Origin of the sequence: Kordia zhangzhouensis (genome assembly GCF_001005305.1) — a bacterium.
Lineage (GTDB): Bacteria > Bacteroidota > Bacteroidia > Flavobacteriales > Flavobacteriaceae > Kordia > Kordia zhangzhouensis.
In genome coordinates, this window is the sequence record NZ_LBMH01000001.1 from 137,517 (window position 1) to 161,700 (window position 24,184).

Sequence of the window (24,184 nt, forward strand, 5' to 3'; positions counted from 1 at the left end):
TATATTTACATTATATATTAACTTCCCGTTGGTTTTTCGTTTCCACCATCATCTGAAACTTCTCCATCATCGCCTTCTGTAGCTTGCTGTTCAAAGTGAATTTCATCTTCTGCAACCGAGTTTGGTGTACAAGAAAATAATGCGCAATTGAGGAAAACCGTAAGTATAATTAAACTGAATTTTTTCATTTTGTTAGAGTTTAAAATTGGACATACGTGTTGCCGTCCGAGGTATACTCAGCGTATCATAGATTCAGCAACACAGCGAAATTGAAATGGCGCCGATTTCTTGTGTTTTCTTGGAAGTGAAGAGATGATTGCAACAGAAAAACTACTTCCAGAAAGTTCTTCTAGTACAGATTGTCTCTAAGGTAAACTGAGTCTTAAATGCAGGAGATCAAGTTGATTTAATCCTCAGTTTGAGAAATATTTCTGAAGCAAATTAAAGGAGGAATCACAGGAAAAAATGGAAAGACTGAGGAAAGGTTTGGGAAAGATTGTAGAAATTAATTTCCCTGTTTTTTACACAAAATGTATGCTCACTTTTACGGATAGATATGAAAACCTAAAACTATAAGTCATGCATAGAGATTTAATAATTAGTGCTTTTGATAAAGCCAAAAAAGATGAGAAAGAAGAAACTGGAGTGAATATGTCCGTCACTGGACTGTCGAAGAGAATTTCAGATTTTATGTTGGAAGAATGCCACTTTCAGTATCATGAAAAAAGTCTACGGAATAAGTTAAAGGCAGCGCAAAAAGATGAACCTGTTGAATTGAAAGCTCCTGTAGCAAACTGTTTATGTAAGTATTTAGATTATGAAAATTATGCTGATTTTGTGATGAAGAATTCCAATCAAATAACTCAGGAGTTACATGAGAATGAACGTTTTATTGATAGCGGATTTCTAAAAAAGAAAATAAAAAAAGAGGTGTCAATGGGAGAAAAATTAAAAATTGTCATTCAGAAGAATAAGGTGACTTTGATTTTTTGCCTGTTTGTGATTATCGGTTTTTTTTCTTTGGTAGTTATTAATAAACAACGATGGATGGTTTGGGAAAATGACCGATATGTGGAAGTTCCTTTTGATGTTGAGAAGTACGGATTGTCAAATTTAAAATTGTTCAAAAAAGATCGGGTTCGGTATTTTAGAAAAGTAAATCCTGATTGTGAATATGCTTTTTTTAAGCCAGACGGAAGCGAAAATTTATGGTATCAAAAATCCGCTAGTGGAGAACTGGAATTTTTTACTTCCTTCGGACTTCATCCAGAGACAGGAAAAACCCTAAAAAAAATTACTCCCCACATGATTAAAAAATACATTTGCGAAACCTATTGACAATAAAAAAACCTCCCAAAAATTGAGAGGTTTCAGCAATAAATTTGACTACAATTTATTTATATGTTCTTTAAATTAATGATTTCTTGAGTTGTTAAATTTCTCCAATGACTTCGCGGCAAATCTTTTTTCGTTAAGCCTGCAAAAACTACACGATCTAAACGCAATATTGTATACGATAAACTTTCAAAAATTGCTTTTATCATTCCATTGCTTCCAGAACTTACTTTGATTCCAACTTCTCTTTTGGTTGCTCCTTGAATCCAAGAAATTTCATCAACTTCCAATTTTTCTCCTCTAATACGAATACCATCTTTGATTTTATTGAAATCTGCCTGACTTAAATTTCTATCTAGCTCTACATGAAATATTTTACGTACATTTTTTTGTGGATCTGTTAATTTTCGAGCAAGCTCTCCATCGTTTGTAAACAGCAATAAGCCTGTTGTTTGTCGTTCCAAACGTCCTACTGGAACTACTCTCGCAGTTGTTGCTTGAGCAATCAAATCCATGACCGTTTTTCTTCCTTTTTCATCTTTTGTTGTGACCAAAAAACCTTTGGGTTTGTTCAACAAAATATAGGTAGGTTTTTCAGGGTTAATTACTCGTCCATCAAAGCGAACTTCATCTGTAATTTTCACTTTATATCCCATTTCTGTAACCACTTTCCCATTAACGGTAACACTTCCAATAGAGATGTGCATATCAGCTTCACGTCGAGAACACACACCTGAGTTTGAGATATATTTATTCAACCGCACCTCATCAGGATTACTTGAAGATTTCGGTTTTGTTGTTGATTTTTTCTTGTAAACTGGCCTTTTTCCATCTACAGATTTCTTTCCCTGAAAAGATTTTTTTTCGCTATATTCTTTTTTTCCAGAGGTAGCTTTGCTCTTTCCTTGTCGTTCTTTTGCCATTGTATATATACTATAATTTTTTGCAAAGATACTTTTTAATTTGCGATAAACGAATGTAGTTTCAATTATTCTACAAGCAAATTATAATCTCTTAATTTACTCAAAATCAAAATATAAACTATCCCTTAATTTTAATTGTGCTTTGACGTTCTCTATTTAAAATAAGCTGCGTTACATCTGGTCTTGAATAATGACCTACAGCATCAAAATTTTGACGTTCTTCCAATACTTTATTAAAATCTAAAGTAGCAATGATTAACCCTTCTTCATGCAGTATTGGAGCCACCAACCATTCTCCATCTGGACTCGCAATACACGATCCTCCATTAGCGAGTTCATCTGGAATGTTGGCTAAAATTTTGTCAACGTTTGGAATGGTTTCCGGAATATCTGTTTTTCGCATTAAACTAGATACAGAAATTACATACGAACGAGATTCGCGAGCAATAAAGCGCGTGATATCTTTGGTATTTACATCGCTTCCTGGCCAAACAGCAATATGTAAGTTTTCGCCCATTCCATATAAAGCAGCTCTTGGCAAAGGCATCCAATTTTCCCAACAATTCAGTCCGCCAACTGTAAAATCTTTTAACGCATGTACTTGCAAACCATTTCCATCACCACTTGCCCAAGTAAGTCGCTCTTCATAGGTTGGCATTAATTTTCGATGAACTGATCGTATTTCTCCAGTAGGATTAATATAAACCAATGAACAATATATGCTATGACCTCCTCGATCTGCAGCACGTTCCATAATTCCTAGGTAAATTGCTATAGAGTGTAACTTGGCAAGTTCACAAATTTCATCCAAATCTCCTGTTTCTATTTGCACTGAATTTTGCACATAGTGTCTATGAATTTCTTTTTGAACTGTACTATTAAATTCAGCTCCATTGGTATGAGCTATCCAAAAAGGATAACCCGGCAACAAAGCTTCTCCAAAAACAATCAATTCACAACCATTTTTAGCGGCATTCTTAATTTCGTGTTTGATTTTTAGTAAGGTTCCGTTTTTATCTAACCAAACGGGAGCAATTTGTGCCAATGCAACTTTAAGTTCGTGTGATAATGACATGCGATGTTTTTATTACAAATTACCATTTTTCAACTAGAAAATGCATACACTTATCTTGCTTTAACAAAATTGATAAACAAGAAATATGATATCACAAAACAGTAGTTATTTTGTCTAAAATCACATCGATATTTAAGAGAGGAATACTAAAAACGCCTGAAACTATAACGAATTTTAAAATATTGTGAAGTAATAAGTAATGTGATTTGGTAGTAGCACGATACAATATAAATACTGAACTAATTAATAAAATGCTACTTCCGTAGAAATAATACAGCATATATCCTGTATCATACATAGAGATGAGATAAATGGTTACTAAAACGGCTATGCTTGCAGCAAAAGTAATGATAGCTTTAGAGGTTTTTTCTCCATAAAGAACCGGTATCGTTTGATAATTTTGAGCTAAATCTCCTTTTAAATTTTCTAAATCTTTGATGAATTCCCTAATTAGAATCAGCAAGAATAAAAATGTAGCGTGTACAAAAATGACACTATTTAGATTTCTGTAATAGATAAATACGACAAAAAAAGGTGTAATAGCTAATACTGCCGAAGTAAGATTGCCTATCAGTGGAATTTTTTTTAGTTTATGTGAGTAAAACCAAATTCCAAAAATATACGCTGAAAAAAATATGACTGCTTGTATTGAAATAAAACTTGCAATGATAACTGAGATTAGATTAAGCGTAAAGTAAACGCTGAGTTTAGTTTGTTGACTCACCAATCGATCTAGCATTGATTTTTTAGGACGATTGATTAAATCTTTCTCCGCATCATAAAAGTTATTGATAATGTAACCTGCAGCAATGGCTACAGCAGAAGCAAGAATTAAAGCAAAAAAGTGAATATCAAAAATAATTTCTGAGAATGTCCTTCCTTGCGCCAAAATATATCTTGCTGCTAAATATTGCGCAATTACAATAATCAAAATATTGTAACCTCTTACAACGGAAAATAAGCTGAATAGTTTGTAGATAAATAGCTTTTGCTTCCTTGATAGCATGTGCGTCTATACTTTAAAAGTTATAGACTACTTCGAGTTTGTAATCTTTTAGTGTTTGTTTTGTTTGTTCGATGTTTTCGGTAAATCCAAGGATATATCCGCCTCCACCAGAACCGCAAAGTTTTAAGTAATATTCATTCGTTTCAATTCCTTTTTTCCATAGTTCATGAAATTGTGTAGGAATCATTGGTTTAAAATTGTTGAATACTACTTTAGATAATGATTTTAAATTTCCAAATAGTGACTTGATATCGCCTTTTAAGAAATCTTCTACACACGAATCCGTATGTTTAATAAATTGATCTTTTAGCATTTTTCGGAAACCTTCTTGCTTCATATTTTCCATAAAGATATGTACCATTGGAGCAGTTTCTCCAATAATACCACTATCTAATAAAAACACGGCTCCTTTGCCAGCCTCGTTTTGAGAAGGGATTCCTGTTGGCTCTATATTATCTTTAGAGTTAATTAAAATTGGAAGGCTCAAGTAACTATTTAAAGGATCCAATCCAGAACTCTTTCCATGGAAAAATGATTCCATTGCTCCGAAAATTTCTTTTAGTTTGAGTAGTTTCTCGCGTGTGAGATTTTCTAAAACCGTAATTTTATCAAAAGCATATTTATCATATATAGATGCAACTAAAGCTCCAGAACTTCCTACTCCATATCCTTGAGGAATAGACGAATCAAAGTACATTCCTTTGTCCAAATCACTTTTTAATGCTTCAATATCGAATTGAACAAGATGAGCATCCAAAGCTTCTAAATAATTTGCGAATTTTTGAAGACTTTCGTTAGATTTCTCCGCTTCCACAGAAAGATTCTCATCAATTTTTAATGCTCCTTTATAGAAATTATAAGGGATAGATAATCCTTTTGAATCTTTGATGATTCCATATTCTCCGAAAAGTAATATTTTAGAATAGAAAAGTGGTCCTTTCATTTGCACTTCAGTTTGAGGCTTTTATAAATGTAAAATTACGCTTTTTTTGCACCAAAACCTACTCTATCGCAGATATGATGTCCTTTTTGACAAAAATTTAGTAATTCTTTTTGAATAAATGGATACACAGTATCTTTTTCGTATTCAGGATACAACACATGCACATTGGCTCCTGCATCTAATGTAAAACACACATGCGTACCTGATTCTTGGCGAAACTTCCATATTCGATTGATGATTTCTAGCGTGTTCGGTTTCATCAAAATGAAATACGGTGTAGAAGTCATCATCATAGCATGTAAGGTCAACGCTTCACTTTCTACAAGGCTGATAAATTTATCCAAGTTTCCTTCTGCTAAGATTGATTGTATCTTGGTTAAGTTTTCATGCGCTTGATCGAATCGTTGTTTAGCAAACGGATGATTGTGCATTAAATTATGTCCGACTGTACTACTAACTTGTTTTTCTCCTTTATCAACCAATAAAATAGTATCATAATAGTTTTTAAAAACATCGTGTACTTTATACGGATACTTGATTCCATACAAATCTGAACTTCCTTCAGTATACTTATGCGTTCCCCAAACAACTATATCTCCTTCAATACTTCTACTTGCACTTCCAGAACCTAATCGCGATAAAAATGATGCTTTTTGCTTGAAAAATTCGGCTGTCATTGTTGGATTCAATTCTTTCTCCAAACTCATTAAACACAAGGCTAAAGCACTCATCCCTGAAGCTGAAGAAGCAATTCCACTACTGTGAGGAAATGAGTTCGAAGTCTCAATTGTGAAATGGTATTCTTTTAAAAAAGGGAGATACAACTCAATTCTTTGAAAAAATGTATGAACTTTAGGTTTGAAATCGTCTTTTTGCTTTCCTTCAAAAATCAAATCAAAAGAAAAATCATTACTTTTTATGGGCTTTTTTGTATACGAAAGCTTTGTAGTTGTAGCACATGCATCCAATGTAAAACTTATGGAAGGGTTTTGAGGAATTTGTGAATCTTTTTTCCCCCAATATTTAATCAATGCAATATTACTAGGGGATTTCCAAGTTACACTTCCTTGCTCTTTAGTATGCGTGTACGTTTTAGGTAGAAATGCTGCTATTTCCATGAATGATTTCAAAATTTGTGCAAAGATACAGTTATTGTATAAGACTTTTTCAGATATGCTATTTTTTTGAATTCCGAGAGCTAAGTCGCTATTTTACAAAGTTCTTGTTATGCAAACATATGATTTGCAACTATATAACTTCCCGTCCATGCGTTTTGAAAGTTAAAACCACCAGTAATCGCATCAATATTTAGAATTTCTCCTGCAAAGTAAAGGTTGTTGTGTATTTTACTCTCAAATGTTTTAAAATTGACTTCTTTTAAATCAATTCCACCTGCAGTTACAAACTCTTCTTTGAATGTACTTTTACCTGTAACCTCAAAAATAGCTTCTGTCAGCTGACTTGCTAATGTCTCACTTTGCGACTTGTTCAAATCTGCCCAACGCATTGTATCTTTTATGTTTGAAGCTTCTACAATACGTTGCCACAAGCGTTTAGGAATATCAAACGGATTGTTTTTTTGAACTGTTTTTTTGGCTAATGTTAGTTTATATTCTTTGATTTGGTCCAAACATGCTGCTCTTTCTGTATAGTTTAACCAATTCACTTGAATTTGAAAGTGATAATTTTTTGTTGCCAGAAGTCGTGCACCCCATGCTGAAAGTTTTAGAATTCCTGGACCGCTCATTCCCCAATGTGTAATGAGTAACGGTCCATTTGACATTAATTTGGTATCTACTACCTGTACACTTGCTTCGGTGGCAACTCCGAGTAAATCTTTGATTCGTGGATCTTTTATATTGAATGTAAATAGTGATGGAACTGCTGGAACAATCGTATGTCCCAATGTTTCTAACATTTTCCACATTTTTGGATTACTTCCAGTGGTCAATACTAATTTTTCTGCTTTAATTGTTTCTTGATTGGTAGATACTTCCCAATAATCATTGTTTCTTGAAACTTTTTTTACAGCATAATTCTTTCGTAAGTCTATTTGGTACTTTTTTGCTTCTCGTAAAAAACAATCAATAATAGTCGCAGAAGAGTCTGTTTTAGGAAAAATTCTTCCATCTTCTTCTATTTTCAAAGCTACGCCACGTTCTTCAAACCAACCCATGGTATCGCCACAACAAAATTGATGAAAAGGACCGAGCAACTCTTTTTCTCCACGTGGATAATATTGCACTAGCTCTTTTGGGTCAAAACAAGCATGCGTCACATTGCATCTTCCGCCTCCAGAAATCCTAACCTTTGTTAAAAACTCTTTTCCTCTTTCTAAAACAACTACTGATTTTTCAGGATACTTTTCTGCAATATTAATTGCTGTAAAAAAACCTGCTGCGCCGCCACCTACAATAAGAACATCAACACTCTGCATTTTTGTCATTTTTGATTAGTATTAAGGAATGTTTTTCTGAAAAGCTGAATTATACCTTATTTTTTGACAAATGTACGATTTCGTCAAATCTTAAACTATTCTTAATTGACTTACAAAATTTCCGCTTCCGTAAGGAAAGCTGTATTTTTACGAAAAACCCTCTATTATATGATAAAAACACTTTTAAAACGCTTATTTATAATTATATTGTTTACAAATTGTACTGCAAACTATGGTCAGCTTACATTAGTTGCCCATTTACAAGGCGATTTAGAAGAAGTTTCAGGTGTAGAAGTTTCAAATACAACTGAGGGGTTTTATATGATTAATGATGGTGGAGATAAATCACGATTGTATGTATTGGATGATTCAGGAAAAATTTCCAAAACTATAGAAATAGAAGGAAAAAATGAGGATTGGGAAGATTTAACCAAAGACACTATAGGAAATGTATATATAGGAGATTTCGGAAATAATAGAAATCGAAGAAAAGATTTGAAAATATATTTTCTTGCAGCAGAAGATCTTGAGGGGCAAAAAAACATAACTCCTCAAAAAATAGAATTTTCGTTTCCCAATCAGAAAAAATTTCCTCCTAAAAAGAAAAATCGCCATTTTGATGTAGAATCTTTTTTTTACTACCAAGGATACTTGTATTTATTCACTAAAAGTCGTGTAAAGAAAGACTATGGTCGTACAAATTTGTACAAAATTCCTGCTCAACCCGGTACGCATGAAGCCAAATTTATTAGCACGTATACTTCTTGTGATAAAAATGAGTGTTGGATTACTTCAGCGGCTATAAGTCCTGATGGTTCAAAAGTCGTTTTATTATCGCACACAACTATTCTTCAATTCACAGATTTTACTGGAGATGACTTCTTTAGTGGAAAAGCAACACAATTTGATCTTAATCACGAATCCCAAAAAGAGGGAATTTGTTTTAAAAATGACTCAACAGTGTACATAACAGATGAAGAATCGCACGGAGAAGGAAGAAATTTATACGTATTTACCCTCGATTAACTCTTTCTTCTTTCTAACACGCTCTATTTTACGTAACTTCACGAGTGTTAATCACTACTTAATTTTCAACACATGGCAACACTTACAAAAGGAATCGACATCTCTAAATTTCAAGGACATGAAATCAACGATATCAATACAAACAATACGGATTTGAGTTTTGTGATTTGTAAAGCTACCGAAGGAATTACCTACACAGATCCTAATTTTTCTGAAAATTGGAACACTATTACGCAACAAGGATTTATTAAAGGTGCGTATCATTTTTACCGAACCAACGATGCTCCGCAACCGCAAGCAGATAATTTTTTAAACGCATTAGGAGATTTGCCAACAACTGCTTTTTCTCCCATTGTAGATTTTGAGGAAGGAAGTATTGTTGAAGCGACTTCAAAAGATCAAATTATATCTGATTTGCTTTCTTTCTTAACTATTTTGGAACAAAAATATGATCGTGTCCCAATGATTTATACGGATGTGAATATAGGTAATGCTTACCTAAACGATGCTCGTTTTGCAAAATATCCTTTGTGGATTGCTAATTACACCTCTGCTTCTGCACCTACTATGCCTGGAGCTTGGGAAGGAACAGAATGGATCCTTTGGCAACAATCAGACAATTATAAAATTGGAGATACTGCGAATGATTATGATTTATTTAACGGCAATATCGTGCAATTAAAGGCTTTTATTGCGAAAAATTAGTGTATTCTTCAAGTTCCGTTATTGCTGTTTATTTTCTTAAATTTGCAAACTGAATTATTCATAATAAATGAGCGATACACAACTAACACGAATCAACAAATTCTTGAGCGAAGCCGGTTACTGTTCTCGTAGAGCTGCTGATAAATTGATTGAGCAACAACGAGTAACTATTAATGGAAAAGTACCTGAAATGGGTACAAAAATTGCCCCAGGTGACGAGGTTCGAGTAGATGGCAAGTTGGTTTCTAATGCAACAGAAGAACACGTGTATTTAGCTTTCAACAAACCAGTTGGTATTGTTTGTACAACAGATACGCGTGTTGAAAAAGATAATATTATAGATTATATCAATTATCCAACTCGTATTTTTCCTATTGGCCGACTAGATAAGCCGAGTGAAGGATTGATTTTTTTGACGAGTGATGGTGATATTGTGAATAAGATTTTGCGTGCTCGAAACAATCACGAAAAAGAATATGAAGTCACCGTAGATAGGCCTATCACAAATGATTTTATTAAAAAAATGGGGAGTGGAATTCCTATTTTGGGAACAATGACTCGTAAGTGCAAAGTTGAACAACTAACAAAATATACATTCAAGATTATTTTAACTCAAGGACTGAACCGTCAAATTCGAAGAATGTGTGAATATTTAGATTATAACGTTGTAAAATTAAAGCGCACACGTATTATGAATGTTTCTTTGGATGTTCCGGTTGGAAAATGGCGTCGTTTGACGAAAGAAGAATTGATGGAAATTAACAATTCTACAAGTGACTCTAAAAAAACACATAAAAATTAATTTCTGTGCTTTTGATTAAAACCCTAACAATTCTTTAAATTTATATGATTGTCTGCGGGATATTTCTATCTCTTGTTCGCTATTTTTTATAGCTACTTTAAGCTTTCCATTAAACCATGGAATAACTTTATCAACATGGTTCAAATTGATAATTTGTTGTCTATTTGCCCTAAAAAATGTCTCCTCTGGTAATTTCGCTTCAATTTGATTAAGAGATTTATATATAAGCGGTTTATTTTTTTCAAAATACACTCGCGTATAATTTCCAACAATTTCAAAAACAGCAATTTCAGAAACTCGAATAAGCCAACAATTTTCACCTTCCTTAATGAAAATCTGACGATGCAATTCAAAAGGTTTCTCTGTGGTTTTTTCTTTTTCAATGGTTACAATTACTTTTTCTATTGTTTTAGAAAAACGTTCTTGGCTGATTGGTTTTAGTAAATAATCAAATGCATTGTATTCAAACGATTTGATTGCATATTCATCATATGCAGTTGTAAAAATCACCAATGGCACATTATCTAGCATTTCCAGCAATTCAAAACCGTTTTTTTCTGGCATATTAATGTCTAAAAATACTATTTGTGGTTGCTTAGTATGAATTAAATCAAAAGCAGTGTCAACATTTTCTGCTTCAGCAACTAGCTCAATTTTAGGATGCTTTTTTAAAAGTTCCTTTAGTTCATTTCGTGCCAAACGCGAGTCTTCTACTATAATTGCTGTGATATGTTCCATACTTAATCTACAGGTATTTTAATAATGGCTTGTACTTCATTTTCAACTTCTTTTAACACCAGTGCTGCCCGTTTTCCATAAAGTAACTCCAATCGTTTTTCTATATTTTCTATGCCAATTTTTGTAGAGTTGGAATCTGATTTTAATGTTCCCGTATTATTGACTTGAAGTACAATTTCTTCTGTATTATCAGTAACAATTACGGTTATTTTTCCTCCATTTTTTTGATCGGACACACCATGTTTTATTGCATTTTCAACCAACATTTGTAAAATCATGGGAGGAATTTTTAACTGTAGCAAGGATTCATCAATCTTTTTTTCGTATTGCAATCGGTCTTCTAATTGAATTTTAGAAAGTGCAATATAATTATCAACCGTTTCAAGTTCTTCTTTAATCTGAATGGCATTTACTTTATTCATGTTAAGTGAATAACGAAGCATTTCAGATAATCGTGTAAGCATTTCACGAGCCTTGTCAACATCTTCTAACATTAACCCACGAATATTGTTTAAACTATTAAACATAAAATGTGGATTTAACTGCCCTTTTAATGTATTTAATTGCGATTCTTTTAGGGAAGCCTCTAGTTTAAGGCGATCTATTTTATTGCGTTGATTTCTAGCTATCAATTTCACTGAAATATAAATCACTATCCAGAAAAAGATAAATATAGCAATGTTTAATGTTGTAGAAAGCACAATTAGTAATGACAGTTCTAAAGGCTTTTCATTAATGGCTTCAAATCCTATGTAAGAACCTAAAAGTAATAGAAACGAAAATAAAAATACAACGATTACATATCCGGCAAATGCTTTTATATAGTTTTTTTGCGATTGATTTTCAACAAAATCAATTCGTTTTAGATAGTTTCTATAAAGAGTCGTTAGGAGAATCGAAAAAAGTAAAAATAAAATTCCTTCTAAGAAAAAATAACTAGGTTTTACTTTATCTGCTGGAACGAGAAATGCCTTTACCCAAATGTTGACAAAGGTTATAAATCCCCAACCTGATATTTGTAATACCCAGAAAATGAGTGAATTTATTTTTTTTGAAATCGCCATAGGATGAAAAGTATAGGATGAAAAAATACGCTTTTTCAATAAGAGAAAGCGTATTTACTTTTTGATTGATTTTTAGAATCGTTTGTTAATCCACTGAGAAACGAAGTTTAGTGCTATTGGTGCGAAAGTTTCTTCAATTTCAGCATATTCACTTAATGCTCCTGTTGTAGATGTTTGAAACAAGTGATTTAAGTCTTTAAATTGTTTGATGGTTACATCTTTATTATGTTTTAATCCTTTTTGGATTGCCATAAGATTAGGCTCTGGCAACACTTGAAAATCTTTTTCTCCATTGATTGCCAACACAGGACAAGTTACATTTTGCAGAGATGTTTGCGGGTCGTATTTTAAAAATGCCAACATCCAAGGCGATGTAATCATTTCAACTTGTCTGTCCATCGCTTCTTTGGTCATTTCTTTTTGTGCTTTTTCAGAAATCATTTCTGTTCGCAATTGTGCATACAAAGCTGCTATTTCGTTTTTGGAAGCTTCTCCTTGGTAATTTCTACATATGTCATAAACTTTTGTAGAAATTTTTTGTGAAGCAGCAATATCTTCAGCAGGATAGCCTTCAAGCTCTGCGGCTCTTTTTCCTTGAGTCAATAAAATTTCTTTTCCATCAACTCCTGGTCCAGCTAGTAATACACAAAAAGCTACGTCCTTGTTTCTCGCTGCAATAATTGGTGCTATCAATCCACCTTCACTATGTCCTATAAAGCCAATTTTTTGAACATCAACATCGTTTCTAGTTTGCAAGTATGTCATTGCAGCTTCAGCATCTGTAGCAAAATCAAAAGATGTTGCTGTAGAGAAATTACCTTCTGAGCTTGCTGTTCCTCTATCATCATAACGTAATACGGCAATTCCGTTACGTGTTAGATGGTCTGCTAGCACCAAAAATGGTTTGTGTCCTAATAATTCTTCGTCTCGATTTTGTGGTCCTGAACCTGAAATTAGTATCGCCACCGGAGGATTTTTTACATCGTTTGGTAAAGTTAATGTCCCTGCAAGTTTAATATGATCTGCTTTGGGATTTTCAAAAGTAACCTCAATTGAAGCGTATGGATATGGCTTTTTAGGTTCCTGAGGTTTTTCTTTTTTTACTGCTTTTTCTCCTTTCTTTAAGTCTAACGGAAAAGTTTGCCCAGATTGTTTAAAGGTTCCTTTAAAAGTTCCATCAGAAAACGTTGCGGTATATTCCATTCCCATCTGTGCTTGTGTAATGGTTAGTTTATTATCGACAAAAGTTGTTTTATCGATAGGAATTCCAAACGCATTTTGCAATGGACTATCTAAAGTTGTCGTGTATTCTCCATTGGCTACTGAAATATTAAACGCTAAAGGAAGTTCCATTCCTTGTACACTTAACGCTCCTTTCCATGTTCCTGAAATGTCTTGAGCGGACGCAATGATTGCTGCTAAGAAAAGTGCTAGTTTAAATATAAGTTTACTGAGTGATTGCATGTCTGTTGTTTTTTGATTACAATGTAAAAGTAGATTGTTTTTATCTTTTGACATTACAAATTATGATGAACGGATTATAGATTATGACGAGCGGTTTTAAATTCAATAATATAAAATCCATTAAAAACTATTCGTAAAGAATACGAAATATCTATAAACTATTTTTTTCGTTTTTCAATTTCTTCTAAAATTCGTTCTGCCCGCTTTTTAAAAACAGTCAATTCGGGAAGAAATACTTTGTATGCTACAAAATATACACTAGCAATTCTGTTTTTGTAATCAGGATCGTTTAACGCATATTCAACAAATTCTTTGCTACTTCTCATAGAAATGAGATCTGACCACCATTCATAGTTATTTTTATAATGCGAATAGTTTTCTTTAAAATCATTCGCTCTCAATTCATCGTCAATTTGAATTTCTCGTAAACGTTCTGTATAAAACTCAATGATATGAGTTGGTAAACTATCTTGAAAACTATCTGTATTATACGTTACCAATTGGTCATATCCACGTTTATTAAAAGTAATTTCTGGAAAACCAATCGTAAGATAAGTGTATTGTGGATTCAACATATAATCTATACGGCGAACCGAATCATTTAAGATTTTGGTAAATAAAGGATCAACCGATTTGTAGAAACGTTGAATTTTATCAATCTCTTGTAAATCATTTGTTAAGTCATCTTTGATAATATTGTAAATATTGAATAGTTTCTTTTGTTCCTTACGGTTTTCATTCCAATTATTCAATGACACAGCAATAAGAATTCCAATAACTACTAGAATGATTTCTCCAACTGCATATGCTAGATAGTTTCCTATTTTCTTATTTTTCAATAGTTTATTTCTTTGATTTCTAAATAATTTCATAGCCTTTTTTTTAAAAGCCAAAACCTAAACCAAAGGCAAAACGCATTCCATCATTTGAGTTGAATAACGAAAAGTTTGCAGTCAAAATATCAGCTCCATTGATCCAAATTCCACCGCCGAGAGAAGTATTCCATTTTTCGGATGTATCCCCACTAATCCAGATTCTACCATAGTCAAACCCTCCAAATACTCCAATATTCAATGGCATTAATCCTGTTCTTACTTTTCTTAAGTTTAAACGAAGATCTGTAGTTTGCACAAAAGCCCTTTTTCCCGTAAAACGTTCATTTCTAAATCCACGAAGTCCCGTACGAGCTCCGATAGTAGCTCCTTGATAAAATTCGAATCCGTCTCCAAAGTTTATATGTCCTCGTAGTTTGGTAGCAAGTACTAGTTGTCCACTATCAATTAATCGGTGATCAATAGCAAACTCTGGAATTAGGTATCCAAAGCCTTTTGAGGTACTAACATTATTTTTGTAGCCTGTTTCGAGGCTCACTTCCATCCCCATCGTTGGGAACGCTTCGTTATCCACATTTTTAAAGTGATATTTTGCATTTACCCCATAAAAGTCCTGTTGATCGAATACGGTAGAATTTGCGGGAAAAGTTTGATCTAAAAATCGCCCTTCTGTTCGTTCTATTTCATTACTTTCATAAGAAACTCCTACTCGAAGACTTCCTCCAAGTTGACCTCGCCACACTAAAGCAGGTAAAAATCGAAATGTTCGAATTTTAACTCGGTTATAATCTAATGTAACATCCAAACCATCATTTTCATCTGCTTCAGGATTGGGTGTATCGCTTCCAAAACCAAAGAAATTGACCGCATAATTGGGACTATTAAAATCAACTCCTAGTTGCAAGTTCCATCGTCCTATAATATTATTAAATTCTCCTAAATAGCCAATATCGAAACCGCGAGTTGCAAAATAATATGCTGCTCTAAAACTATGACGTGATGTGTACGGGTTTCGTTCAAAACCATAATTGGTTTGCGTTGCCGAAAAACCTACTTTGAATCCATCGTCGGGGTTGAAACCTATCGTTGGTAAGATTTGCGTAGAGCCATTTTTAAATTTTTTATAATTGTACACATTGGTTTCGTAATTATCCGTAAGAACTCTGTGACCCTTTTTTGTTTTAAATGTGTTTTTTTTGGATTTATAATCGTAATACGTTAGTTTTTTTCCATTTTCTATATCATAAATATCATTGTTTTGACCTCCTATTAAGCGTACTCTTATATAATCATTACCATTGCCGTATACATGAAAGACATCGTCATCATCAAGCCCATAAATCCAAATTTCACTTGTTTCTTTTTTTGAATACGTTCTTTGATGAAAAATATCTTTTTTCTCACCGTCTTTAATTCGATAAGCCGTTACTTTTGTGTGTCCATTAGGCATACGTTCTACATCGAACCAATCATCTTTATTGGTTCCTTTAACTACTGCGAGTTCGTTGATTAATTTGTAATAACGATCAGAAATTGCTTGTAGGTTTTCACGTCTAGATTTAAGATTTTTTTTGATTGTATGCATATCTTCATCTCTCACTGCTTCAGGAAATGCTAAAAAGGCTTCATCAATAACTTCATCTGTTAAGCCCTCTTGAATAATTTTGACTTGTGCATCCCAAACCTCTTTTCCCGACTGAAGAATTAAAGTCATGTCCAAAGGATAAGGTTCTACATTCATTCCTTTTACATCTTCTAAATCTCCACTGTAAGAACGTAATAAACGTGCCGTAGGAACAATGGCAACTGCTGTAGATAGTACGAATCCATCTGACATTTTAGAGAATGCTTGGTCACGGTCTCTCGGTAAAGGACGAAACACACGTTGTCCATTTTCTCTGAATTCAATCCAACGCCATTGATCTTGATGTCTGTCCCAATCACCAATTAACATATCAAATAAACGAGCACGAATGTAAGACGCTTCGTCAAGAATGACATCTTCATCTTTATTCAGTTTTTTCAACATATCATCTGTGCTTTCTATATCATCCTGATATCCAAAACTTGCTTTGTCGCTGTGTCCTTCAGAAGTATGTTCTTCTATCATATATAATTCGTCTCCAAAGTGTTCATTATATTTCCCAAGTCCTTGTTGTTTAGGTATATAATATAAGGTAGGATTGGTATGGTAAATTCCAACAGCATCTGACAGCTTTCCTACTACAAATGGAGCGTAAGGATGTGCCCCAGAAAATATATCTAGTATTAGCTCTTGTGTAACAGTATCTTCAAATTGTCCTTTTATATATTGATCTTTAAAAAGTACTGCTTGTAAATATCGCAGTGCTTGTTTTCTGAGTGCACGCATTACATATTGAGCACCATTCTTGTCTTCCAATCGCAAAGATTTTGATTGATTTCCTCCTCCCATTCGAACAGGCTTCAATCCACCAAAAAGTGTGTCAAGATTAACAGTCGGAGCTGTTATTTCGGTACTAAACTGTTTTCGGTAGCGCTCGCCCCATAAAAATTTGTGAAAACCAGAAATATCTGTTTCTTCTTTTGTGTATATGGAAGCGGTTACTTCCTTAGGAAAAGTTTTAGGGTATACTACTTTTACTTCTGGTGATGGTGGGCGAATTACTTGAGTTTCAAAGACTATTTTATCTTCAATTGCTGAATAAAAACGTACATGTGACGAACCATCTTCAAAAATATCCAATCTGGCAAAACCAAAAGTGCCATACGAAAAAAGTCCACCTCCAACATTACGTGTTCCTGACATTTTAGACCCTGACCCGCTTACTATTTGTCGAAGGTTATCTTCTTCAATATATTGCAAACTATGTTCGTGGCCTGAAACAAAAATAACTTTATCATTCTCTTGAGACAGTGTAATAATACGCTTTCTTAACTCATTGTAACGCTTATGAGACATATCTACATTGGCAGTTCCACTTGTTGATCTCACTAAATTCTTAATAGTACCTAGTATTGGTATTGGCGATAAGTGAGATTTAAAAGTATACTGTCGGTCATGTGGCCCATTTGTATACATTGGATGATGTAACGCAACAATTGTAGTTTTTCCACGAGCTTTTTTAATAAGACTACTATATTCTTCTAGGAATTTTTCTCGTGTTTTTATTTGACATTCATCATTCATTGTAGGATGCTTGTCCCAATTGGTAATATACCATTGAGTATCGACTATAATCAGTTCAATATCATCACTAATATGAATCTTTTCTAGAGGACAACCATCTTCTGGAAGAAAGGTGTTTTTTCCTAAAATATCCTCAACATATTTTTCTTGACGTTTTAACCCTTCCAACCCATTGTTGTACCAATCATGATTCCCAGGAATAAAAATTGTCCTTCCAGCATATTTTCTAACAACAGCTGTTTGTGCGTCTAATTGATGAGCTGCAAAAGCTCTTTTACTGCTTGATTCTTTTGGCAGTCCTGCAGGATAAATATTGTCTCCCAAAAAAATTGTCGTGCTATTTTTCGAGGCTTCTTTCAACTGTTTTTCAAGCATTTGCAACGCTACTGCTTTACCATTAAGTGGAGAATTCCCTGCGTCTCCGATTAGGTAAAACGTGTGTTTTATTTCTTTATCTACAGGAAAAGGACTCATACTCATTTTCTCTGCATATTGTGCTTTAAACGTTGCACAGGCATTGAAAATAATGAATAAAAAAATGAGTATTATAAATCGTAATGATTGTATCATTGGGTTGCTTTTTTTTTGGTCGCTTAAAGATAATCATTCATTTTCTAAATGGTAAGGTATCAACAGGTAGTTTTCTAAAAAATGACGAACGTCTTCTGCTGGCATTTCGCACGGTTTCAAAAATTCATTCGTGCTCGTACAGTAATAATTAAGACTAATAAAGTGTGTTCCACCAAGTTCTTTTGCGTAAATTTTATAGCTCTTTCCTTGATTAAATTCGCTTTTTGTCACTCCATATTTTACTTGTTTATAATATACTTCCGAATATCCTATAGGTATTTTTTGAATTCGTTCTAAAAGAGTCATCATAAACTTTTACTTAACCATTTGTCAAGAACTTCATCTTGAGGGTTTCGCAATTTCTTTGTTCCAATAGTAATTGTTGGAAAATTGAGTTTTTTATTGGTATACAGATTTCGCAAAATTTCTGCACTTTCTTTATTTTTTAAAACATCAAAAAACAAGAAAGGTAAATTCTTATTTTTAAAAAACGCTATATAATGCTTTGTTTTATGGCAGTTTTCAGTGCCAAATAGTCGTATTTCTGGTATCGTTTTCATAACATTTATAGTCGGTTTACTTCAAATTTTCTTACGTTTATAAAATTAGAAAACTATCTACTATCACAATAAATAATCTACCTTTCGTTATACTCACAAAACATTGCTTAATGTTTTGTATTTTTACTTAAACTATTTTTAATATTTCTATGGACATTATCGCAGAGGCAGAAAAGTTTGTCGTTGATTATTTCAATCAAAATCTTGACAAAGCGTATGTATATCATAATTTATCGCATACCAAATCTGTAGTCAGTAAAACAAAGGAAATTGTTGAAGGGCTTGAAGTGATTGAAGAAGACGCTAAACTTGTATTGCTTGCGGCTTGGTTTCACGACATAGGTTATACAGAAGGATTTGCCAACCACGAGGAAAAAGGAGTCACTATTGCAACTGATTTTTTGCAGAAACACAATGTCTCAAATACCGATATTAAAAAAGTGTGCGACTTGATTTTGATTACTAAAATGGGAGAAAAACCAGAAACTCTCCTTGAAAAAATCATTAGTGATGCAGATTGTGGTCATGTAGGTAGCAAAAATTTTAATGAACTGACAGAGTTACTTCGCAAGGAAATTGAACTTACGCAAGATGAAGCCATTTCTGAAGCTGAATGGCTTCAAGAAAATATCAATTTTTTATCAGAACAACATAAATTTCACACTTCATATGCCGCTAAGAATTGGCAAAAACGAAAAGGGAAAAATTTAGCCAAACTTTTAAAGTCAAAAAATAAAGTTTCTAGAGAAGTTAAAAAATTAAAGCAAAAAAAAGCAGAACTTAAATACAAAAAGACCAAAAGAGATATTCCTGAACGTGGAATTGAAACTATGTTTCGTGTAACACTTAAAAACCATATTGAATTGAGTAATATAGCTGATACAAAAGCCAATATTCTTTTATCTGTAAATGCGATTATCATTTCTTTAGTATTGTCAACATTGGTTTCTAAATTAGACAAAGCAGACAATGCACATTTAATTGTACCCACGATTATCTTTACACTATTTACAGTTGTTTCAATGATTTTATCAATTTTGGCAACTCGTCCAAATGTAACCGAAGGAAAGTTTGACAAAAAAGATGTAGAAAATAAAAAAGTGAATTTACTTTTCTTCGGAAACTTTCACAAAATGAGCCTTCCTGATTTTGAATGGGCAATTGGTGAAGTAATGCAAGATAAAGACTATTTATATTCTTCTTTAACCAAAGATCTTTACTTTTTAGGAAAAGTATTGGATAAAAAATATAAAATATTGCGGTTAACATATTTGGTTTTTGTAATTGGAATTATTGCTTCTGTAATTGCATTTGGAATTGCATTTGCTACACGTCCAGAAACATTACCAGTTATTACCACCTAATAAAAAAAGCCTCCTAAATGTTTAGGAGGCTTTTTAATGTATTTTTTTATGCAATAATTATTTCTTATTTACTTCATCAATATATTTTGCCAAAGCCATAGTCATGGATGGTGTTTCTGGTGTCGGTGCTTGTATATCTACACGCAATCCGGCCTCTGTAGTTGCTTTAACTGTTGAATTTCCAAATACAGCGATACGCGTATTATTTTGTTCAAAATCAGGAAAGTTTGTTAATAATGATTTGATTCCTGATGGACTAAAAAACACTAGAATATCGTAGTACACATCACGTAAATCCGATAAATCACTCACTACCGTCTTGTAAAAAATACCACGTTCCCACTTTACACTCAATGAATCTAGTGTTTCTGGCACCGCAGGCTTCAAAGCATCTGATGATGGCAACAAGAATGTTTCATCTTTATACTTTTTAATAAGTGGAGACAATTCTTGGAATGTACGTTTACCCACATAAATTTTACGCTTTCTGTACACAACGTATTTCTGTAGATAGTAAGCAACAGCTTCTGATTGACAAAAATACTTCATGGTGTCTGGCACTTTGAAGCGCATCTCTTCAGCGACTCTAAAAAAGTGATCTACAGCATTTCGACTTGTCAAGATAATCGCAGTAAACTTAGATAAATCTATTTTCTGTTGTCTTACATCTCTAGCACTCACACCTTCAACGTGTATAAACGGCCTAAAATCGATTTTCACCTTTTGCTTATCGATAAGTCGAGAGTACGGCGAGTTCTCAATTTTTGGTTCTGGTTGAGAAACTAAAATGGTTTTTACCTTCATAAACCTGTATTTAATGTTGCGTTATTTAATTAAAAATTTATAGATAACTAAATAGGGGGCAATTTCAAGTGCGCAAAGATACAAAATAAAATAAAACAACTTACTGATTATCAATTTTTGATAATTCTTTAGTAGAAGAAATAATACGATGAGATTATATACGATAAAAATAAAAAATACTGAGAAAAATACAACTCTTTTTCCTTCAAAACTATACACTAGAAGCAAATTAACAGGAAGCAAGAATAAGCCAAAAAGATTTCTTGCGTTGATTTTCTGAAAGTTATACGCATCAATATACGATTCGATATCTAAAATTACTGCAATTATTTTTTCAATAATATATTTAATTACTAAGAAAAATAGAATAAATGAACTAATCTTGATAAATAAAAGAGGCGTATTTACTGTGTAAGGTTTAAAGAAAAGAGCCACTATATAAGTAAATATTGAAAATGAAATGACTTGTACTAGAAATAATAATGAAGTAAATCCATTAATATTTTTTTCTTGTTTGGCTTGAAGTTGGTGTTGGTATTTATTCGAAAATAGAAATCCTACAAACAAACCGAGTCGTTTTCTGTAAATAAAGCGTGTAATTACTAGTATGCACAAAATAGTGACAAACAATAATGTGAGCCAATCTTTTGAGATTAATGTCCTTTCTATAGATGGTAACATTTGGTAAAATTAGAAAGTATGTTAAATAATACATAAAAAATTCACACAAAATCTAAGACCTCATTCACAAAAGGCATAATTTGTTTACTTTTGTTTGCCCAATACACGAAGATGTCAGAAGCAATTGTTATCATACCAACGTATAACGAAATTGAAAACATAGAAGCTATTATTGAAGCCGTTTTTGCTCAAAAAGAGGCTTTTCATGTGTTGATAGTTGATGATAATTCTCCTGATGGAACCGCAAATAAAGTTACTGAGCTTCAGCAAAAATACACAGATCAACTTTTTTTAGAGGTACGAAATGCCAAAACTGGCTTAGGAACTGCTTATATTCATGGATTTCGTTGGGCATTGGCACGCCAATATGAATTTATTTTTGAAATGGATGCTGATTTTTCACACAATCCTGCAGATTTAGTTCGACTATTAAAAACCTGTAAAGATGAAGGTGCCGATGTTGCTATAGGTTCACGGTATGTAAAAGGTGTCAATGTAGTCAATTGGCCTATGAATCGTGTACTTATGTCTTATTTTGCATCAAAATATGTTCGTTTTATTACTGGAATTCCTATACATGATACAACCGCAGGTTTTATTTGCTATCGCCGAAAAGTATTAGAAACTATTGATCTGGACAATATTCGATTTGTAGGGTATGCTTTTCAGATTGAATTAAAATTCAAAGCTTGGAAACTAGGATTTAATAGTAAAGAAGTTTCGGTAATTTTTACTGATAGAACCAAAGGCAAATCTAAAATGAACAGCTCTATATTTTCTGAAGCTGTATTTGGGATTATTAAAATGAAAATTAGAAGTATGTTTACTAAAACCAAACACCATGCATAAAACACTCCTTAAAAACGCACAAATCGTTAGTGAAAGTGAAATTCGAACAGCAGATATTCTCATTGAAGGAGAACGTATTGTAAAAATTGACACTAATCTTACTGACATTGTTGATGAAGTGATTGATGCTACTGGGAAACATGTATTCCCTGGTATCATTGACGATCAAGTGCATTTTAGAGAACCTGGCTTAACGCATAAAGCTACTATTGCTACGGAGTCAAAAGCAGCTATTGCTGGTGGAATTACTTCTTTTGTGGAAATGCCAAATACAAATCCGCAAACAACAACTTTAGAAAAGCTGCAAGAAAAATTAAATATTGCCAAAGAAACATCGTTTGCAAATTATTCATTCATGTTTGGTGGAACAAACGATAATTTGGACGAAATTTTAAAAGTTGATCCAACACAAGTAGCTGGATTGAAATTATTTTTGGGTTCCTCTACAGGAAACATGTTGGTCGATAACGAAGCTGTTTTAGAAAAAATATTTTCTAATACCGATATGGTAATTTCTGTACACTGTGAAGATGAGGCAACTATCCGAGAAAACCTAGCAAAATACAAAGAGCAATACGGCGATGATATTCCTATCGAGCTCCATCCAATTATTCGAAGTGAAGAAGCTTGCTACTTATCATCTTCACGTGCTATTGCTTTGGCAAAAAAAACTGGTGCACGTTTGCATGTATTTCATTTATCGACTGGAAAAGAAACGCATTTATTTGACAATTCGATTCCGCTAGAAGAAAAGAAAATTACGTCTGAAGTTTGTATTCATCATTTATGGTTTACCGATGCTGATTATAAAGAAAAAGGTACACATATCAAGTGGAATCCTGCAGTAAAAACAGCTAATGATAGAGCCGAACTTTGGAAAGCTTTATTAGATGATCGAATTGATGTTATTGCTACCGATCATGCTCCTCACACCTTAGAGGAAAAAAGTAATGTATACACTTCGGCACCTTCAGGCGGACCATTAGTTCAACATGCGCTCAATGCAATGATTCAAGCACATAAACAAGGAAAAATTTCTTTAGAGAAAATTGCTCAAAAAATGTGTCACAATCCCGCTCGTTTATTTCAAGTAAAAGATCGCGGTTTTGTTAAAGAAGGGTATTATGCGGATTTGGTATTGGTCGATTTAGAAAAATCATATCAAGTTACCAAAGACAATGTTTTGTATAAATGTGGTTGGTCACCATTTGAAGGTACAACGTTTGATTCTGTTATTACCCATACATTTGTTAATGGAAACTTAGCCTACAGCAATGGAAAAATTTCAGAGAAACGTCAAGTAAAACAATTAGAATTTAACAGATAAATGAAAAAGGTAATTAGTTTATTCATTCTATGTATCACTATTATTTCTTGTAAGGAAGAAGCTGTTCCAAAACCAGACAATTTACTTTCTAAAGAAAAAATGGCTGAGATTCTCTACGACATTACATTAATAAATGCTGCTAAAGGTGTAGACAACAAAAAACTAGAAGAAAGTTACATGCACTTAGATGCATACGTATATCAAAAACATCAAATAGATAGTTTGCAATTTTTAGTTAGCAATAATTATTATGCCGCTAACCCTTTGATATATGATGAAATTTATGGAATTGTTCAAGCAAAACTTACCAAAGAACGTAAAGCTATTGGTAAAGAAATTGAGTTAGAACAAAAACGAAGAGATTCTATTCAAGATGCTAAAAAAATAGCTCGTAAAGAGAGAAACAATGATTCCATAACAGAAAAGAAGCCTAAATTTAAACAAGCGAAAAAACAGTAGTTTGTTTATATGTTAAAACCCTTTTTATAGAATTTTACAATCTCGAATAA

24 protein-coding genes are annotated in these 24,184 nt (G+C 33.1%); 8 read left to right on the forward strand and 16 right to left on the reverse strand.

Annotated elements, in window-relative coordinates; genetic code table 11:
* Positions 1 to 17: 17 nt before the first annotated feature.
* Positions 18 to 188: a hypothetical protein gene (locus AA088_RS18120; RefSeq protein WP_156168334.1), complete on the reverse strand. Its 171-nt coding sequence runs from the start codon at positions 186 to 188 to the stop codon at positions 18 to 20.
* A gap of 391 nt (positions 189 to 579) precedes the next feature.
* Between AA088_RS18120 and AA088_RS00665 the strand changes: the two genes are divergently transcribed.
* Entirely contained in the window at positions 580 to 1,338 is a 759-nt protein-coding gene (locus tag AA088_RS00665; protein ID WP_046743007.1) for a hypothetical protein, read from the forward strand.
* 59 nt (positions 1,339 to 1,397) lie between these two features.
* On the opposite strand, the gene AA088_RS00670 is transcribed toward AA088_RS00665, so the two are convergent.
* From AA088_RS00670 to AA088_RS00695, 6 genes are all read right to left on the reverse strand, one after another.
* The gene (locus AA088_RS00670) at positions 1,398 to 2,258 is read right to left on the reverse strand and encodes a pseudouridine synthase (RefSeq protein WP_046743008.1); all 861 of its coding nucleotides are present in this window, start codon (positions 2,256 to 2,258) and stop codon (positions 1,398 to 1,400) included.
* A gap of 118 nt (positions 2,259 to 2,376) precedes the next feature.
* Positions 2,377 to 3,333 (reverse strand): carbon-nitrogen hydrolase family protein, encoded by a 957-nt coding sequence (locus tag AA088_RS00675; protein WP_046743009.1) that lies wholly within the window; start codon positions 3,331 to 3,333, stop codon positions 2,377 to 2,379.
* 91 nt (positions 3,334 to 3,424) lie between these two features.
* Complete coding sequence (locus tag AA088_RS00680; protein ID WP_046743010.1) at positions 3,425 to 4,339, reverse strand: geranylgeranylglycerol-phosphate geranylgeranyltransferase; 915 nt, start codon at positions 4,337 to 4,339, stop codon at positions 3,425 to 3,427.
* A 13-nt stretch (positions 4,340 to 4,352) separates the two neighbouring features.
* Positions 4,353 to 5,282 (reverse strand): mevalonate kinase family protein, encoded by a 930-nt coding sequence (locus tag AA088_RS00685; protein ID WP_046743011.1) that lies wholly within the window; start codon positions 5,280 to 5,282, stop codon positions 4,353 to 4,355.
* Positions 5,283 to 5,317: 35 nt separating this feature from the next.
* Positions 5,318 to 6,400 (reverse strand): diphosphomevalonate/mevalonate 3,5-bisphosphate decarboxylase family protein, encoded by a 1,083-nt coding sequence (locus AA088_RS00690; RefSeq protein ID WP_046743012.1) that lies wholly within the window; start codon positions 6,398 to 6,400, stop codon positions 5,318 to 5,320.
* Positions 6,401 to 6,507: 107 nt separating this feature from the next.
* Entirely contained in the window at positions 6,508 to 7,719 is a 1,212-nt protein-coding gene (locus tag AA088_RS00695; RefSeq protein WP_046743183.1) for a BaiN/RdsA family NAD(P)/FAD-dependent oxidoreductase, read from the reverse strand.
* 168 nt (positions 7,720 to 7,887) lie between these two features.
* Here AA088_RS00695 and AA088_RS00700 point away from each other — a divergent pair, with 168 nt between their 5' ends.
* The 3 genes from AA088_RS00700 to rluF all read left to right on the forward strand — a co-directional run bounded on the left by AA088_RS00700 (position 7,888) and on the right by rluF (position 10,252).
* On the forward strand, positions 7,888 to 8,745 hold the full coding sequence (locus AA088_RS00700) for a hypothetical protein (protein ID WP_046743013.1): 858 nt from the start codon (positions 7,888 to 7,890) through the stop codon (positions 8,743 to 8,745).
* Between the two features lie 72 nt (positions 8,746 to 8,817).
* Positions 8,818 to 9,450, forward strand: a complete 633-nt coding sequence (locus tag AA088_RS17490; RefSeq protein WP_052752733.1) for a GH25 family lysozyme — start codon at positions 8,818 to 8,820, stop codon at positions 9,448 to 9,450.
* 67 nt (positions 9,451 to 9,517) lie between these two features.
* Positions 9,518 to 10,252 carry a 23S rRNA pseudouridine(2604) synthase RluF gene (gene rluF / locus AA088_RS00710; protein WP_046743014.1) on the forward strand — a complete coding sequence of 245 codons (735 nt, stop codon included), beginning with the start codon at positions 9,518 to 9,520 and terminating at the stop codon, positions 10,250 to 10,252.
* A gap of 15 nt (positions 10,253 to 10,267) precedes the next feature.
* Here rluF and AA088_RS00715 read toward each other — a convergent pair whose 3' ends face one another.
* From AA088_RS00715 to AA088_RS00745, 7 genes are all read right to left on the reverse strand, one after another.
* Positions 10,268 to 10,990, reverse strand: coding sequence for a LytR/AlgR family response regulator transcription factor (locus tag AA088_RS00715; RefSeq protein WP_046743015.1), 723 nt, complete (start codon positions 10,988 to 10,990; stop codon positions 10,268 to 10,270).
* Between the two features lie 2 nt (positions 10,991 to 10,992).
* The gene (locus AA088_RS00720) at positions 10,993 to 12,054 is read right to left on the reverse strand and encodes a sensor histidine kinase (protein ID WP_046743016.1); all 1,062 of its coding nucleotides are present in this window, start codon (positions 12,052 to 12,054) and stop codon (positions 10,993 to 10,995) included.
* Between the two features lie 72 nt (positions 12,055 to 12,126).
* Positions 12,127 to 13,518, reverse strand: coding sequence for an alpha/beta hydrolase family protein (locus AA088_RS00725; RefSeq protein WP_046743185.1), 1,392 nt, complete (start codon positions 13,516 to 13,518; stop codon positions 12,127 to 12,129).
* Positions 13,519 to 13,676: 158 nt separating this feature from the next.
* Positions 13,677 to 14,390 carry a DUF6090 family protein gene (locus AA088_RS17495; RefSeq protein WP_156168336.1) on the reverse strand — a complete coding sequence of 238 codons (714 nt, stop codon included), beginning with the start codon at positions 14,388 to 14,390 and terminating at the stop codon, positions 13,677 to 13,679.
* A 10-nt stretch (positions 14,391 to 14,400) separates the two neighbouring features.
* Complete coding sequence (locus tag AA088_RS00735; protein WP_046743017.1) at positions 14,401 to 18,090, reverse strand: metallophosphoesterase; 3,690 nt, start codon at positions 18,088 to 18,090, stop codon at positions 14,401 to 14,403.
* 33 nt (positions 18,091 to 18,123) lie between these two features.
* The gene (locus AA088_RS00740; protein ID WP_316931665.1) at positions 18,124 to 18,399 is read right to left on the reverse strand and encodes a peptide methionine sulfoxide reductase; all 276 of its coding nucleotides are present in this window, start codon (positions 18,397 to 18,399) and stop codon (positions 18,124 to 18,126) included.
* The gene (locus tag AA088_RS00745; RefSeq protein ID WP_046743019.1) at positions 18,396 to 18,650 is read right to left on the reverse strand and encodes a glutaredoxin domain-containing protein; all 255 of its coding nucleotides are present in this window, start codon (positions 18,648 to 18,650) and stop codon (positions 18,396 to 18,398) included. The genes AA088_RS00740 and AA088_RS00745 overlap by 4 nt, the downstream gene beginning before the upstream one ends.
* 149 nt (positions 18,651 to 18,799) lie before the next feature.
* Between AA088_RS00745 and AA088_RS00750 the strand changes: the two genes are divergently transcribed.
* Positions 18,800 to 20,014: a Pycsar system effector family protein gene (locus AA088_RS00750; protein ID WP_046743020.1), complete on the forward strand. Its 1,215-nt coding sequence runs from the start codon at positions 18,800 to 18,802 to the stop codon at positions 20,012 to 20,014.
* A gap of 57 nt (positions 20,015 to 20,071) precedes the next feature.
* Here the strand turns inward: AA088_RS00750 and AA088_RS00755 are convergent, their stop codons facing one another.
* Together AA088_RS00755 and AA088_RS18805 are read right to left on the reverse strand one after the other, a co-directional pair.
* Positions 20,072 to 20,818 carry a uroporphyrinogen-III synthase gene (locus AA088_RS00755; protein WP_046743021.1) on the reverse strand — a complete coding sequence of 249 codons (747 nt, stop codon included), beginning with the start codon at positions 20,816 to 20,818 and terminating at the stop codon, positions 20,072 to 20,074.
* 21 nt (positions 20,819 to 20,839) lie between these two features.
* The gene (locus tag AA088_RS18805; protein WP_046743022.1) at positions 20,840 to 21,499 is read right to left on the reverse strand and encodes a DUF4271 domain-containing protein; all 660 of its coding nucleotides are present in this window, start codon (positions 21,497 to 21,499) and stop codon (positions 20,840 to 20,842) included.
* Positions 21,500 to 21,610: 111 nt separating this feature from the next.
* Between AA088_RS18805 and AA088_RS00765 the strand changes: the two genes are divergently transcribed.
* From AA088_RS00765 to AA088_RS00775, 3 genes are read left to right on the forward strand one after another with little or no spacing between them, the layout of a single operon-like run.
* Positions 21,611 to 22,348 carry a polyprenol monophosphomannose synthase gene (locus AA088_RS00765; RefSeq protein ID WP_046743023.1) on the forward strand — a complete coding sequence of 246 codons (738 nt, stop codon included), beginning with the start codon at positions 21,611 to 21,613 and terminating at the stop codon, positions 22,346 to 22,348.
* The gene (locus tag AA088_RS00770; protein ID WP_046743024.1) at positions 22,341 to 23,675 is read left to right on the forward strand and encodes a dihydroorotase; all 1,335 of its coding nucleotides are present in this window, start codon (positions 22,341 to 22,343) and stop codon (positions 23,673 to 23,675) included. Before AA088_RS00765 ends, AA088_RS00770 begins: the two co-directional genes overlap by 8 nt.
* Positions 23,676 to 24,134: a DUF4296 domain-containing protein gene (locus tag AA088_RS00775; RefSeq protein WP_052752735.1), complete on the forward strand. Its 459-nt coding sequence runs from the start codon at positions 23,676 to 23,678 to the stop codon at positions 24,132 to 24,134.
* The last annotated feature ends 50 nt before the right edge of the window (positions 24,135 to 24,184 follow it).

Excerpts from the sequence above, each read along its gene's own strand:
- AA088_RS00770 (WP_046743024.1), top strand. The coding sequence starts at position 22,341 with ATGCATAAAACACTCCTTAAAAACGCACAAATCGTTAGTGAAAGTGAA.
- AA088_RS00685 (WP_046743011.1), bottom strand. The coding sequence starts at position 5,282 with ATGAAAGGACCACTTTTCTATTCTAAAATATTACTTTTCGGAGAATAT.
- AA088_RS00755 (WP_046743021.1), bottom strand. The coding sequence starts at position 20,818 with ATGAAGGTAAAAACCATTTTAGTTTCTCAACCAGAACCAAAAATTGAG.
- AA088_RS00670 (WP_046743008.1), bottom strand. The coding sequence starts at position 2,258 with ATGGCAAAAGAACGACAAGGAAAGAGCAAAGCTACCTCTGGAAAAAAA.
- AA088_RS18120 (WP_156168334.1), bottom strand. The coding sequence starts at position 188 with ATGAAAAAATTCAGTTTAATTATACTTACGGTTTTCCTCAATTGCGCA.
- AA088_RS00725 (WP_046743185.1), bottom strand. The coding sequence starts at position 13,518 with ATGCAATCACTCAGTAAACTTATATTTAAACTAGCACTTTTCTTAGCA.
- AA088_RS17490 (WP_052752733.1), top strand. The coding sequence starts at position 8,818 with ATGGCAACACTTACAAAAGGAATCGACATCTCTAAATTTCAAGGACAT.
- AA088_RS00735 (WP_046743017.1), bottom strand. The coding sequence starts at position 18,090 with ATGATACAATCATTACGATTTATAATACTCATTTTTTTATTCATTATT.
- rluF (WP_046743014.1), top strand. The coding sequence starts at position 9,518 with ATGAGCGATACACAACTAACACGAATCAACAAATTCTTGAGCGAAGCC.
- AA088_RS00665 (WP_046743007.1), top strand. The coding sequence starts at position 580 with ATGCATAGAGATTTAATAATTAGTGCTTTTGATAAAGCCAAAAAAGAT.
- AA088_RS00720 (WP_046743016.1), bottom strand. The coding sequence starts at position 12,054 with ATGGCGATTTCAAAAAAAATAAATTCACTCATTTTCTGGGTATTACAA.
- AA088_RS00695 (WP_046743183.1), bottom strand. The coding sequence starts at position 7,719 with ATGCAGAGTGTTGATGTTCTTATTGTAGGTGGCGGCGCAGCAGGTTTT.
- AA088_RS00740 (WP_316931665.1), bottom strand. The coding sequence starts at position 18,399 with ATGATGACTCTTTTAGAACGAATTCAAAAAATACCTATAGGATATTCG.
- AA088_RS00715 (WP_046743015.1), bottom strand. The coding sequence starts at position 10,990 with ATGGAACATATCACAGCAATTATAGTAGAAGACTCGCGTTTGGCACGA.
- AA088_RS00750 (WP_046743020.1), top strand. The coding sequence starts at position 18,800 with ATGGACATTATCGCAGAGGCAGAAAAGTTTGTCGTTGATTATTTCAAT.
- AA088_RS00680 (WP_046743010.1), bottom strand. The coding sequence starts at position 4,339 with ATGCTATCAAGGAAGCAAAAGCTATTTATCTACAAACTATTCAGCTTA.
- AA088_RS00675 (WP_046743009.1), bottom strand. The coding sequence starts at position 3,333 with ATGTCATTATCACACGAACTTAAAGTTGCATTGGCACAAATTGCTCCC.
- AA088_RS17495 (WP_156168336.1), bottom strand. The coding sequence starts at position 14,390 with ATGAAATTATTTAGAAATCAAAGAAATAAACTATTGAAAAATAAGAAA.
- AA088_RS00700 (WP_046743013.1), top strand. The coding sequence starts at position 7,888 with ATGATAAAAACACTTTTAAAACGCTTATTTATAATTATATTGTTTACA.
- AA088_RS00690 (WP_046743012.1), bottom strand. The coding sequence starts at position 6,400 with ATGGAAATAGCAGCATTTCTACCTAAAACGTACACGCATACTAAAGAG.
- AA088_RS18805 (WP_046743022.1), bottom strand. The coding sequence starts at position 21,499 with ATGTTACCATCTATAGAAAGGACATTAATCTCAAAAGATTGGCTCACA.
- AA088_RS00765 (WP_046743023.1), top strand. The coding sequence starts at position 21,611 with ATGTCAGAAGCAATTGTTATCATACCAACGTATAACGAAATTGAAAAC.
- AA088_RS00775 (WP_052752735.1), top strand. The coding sequence starts at position 23,676 with ATGAAAAAGGTAATTAGTTTATTCATTCTATGTATCACTATTATTTCT.
- AA088_RS00745 (WP_046743019.1), bottom strand. The coding sequence starts at position 18,650 with ATGAAAACGATACCAGAAATACGACTATTTGGCACTGAAAACTGCCAT.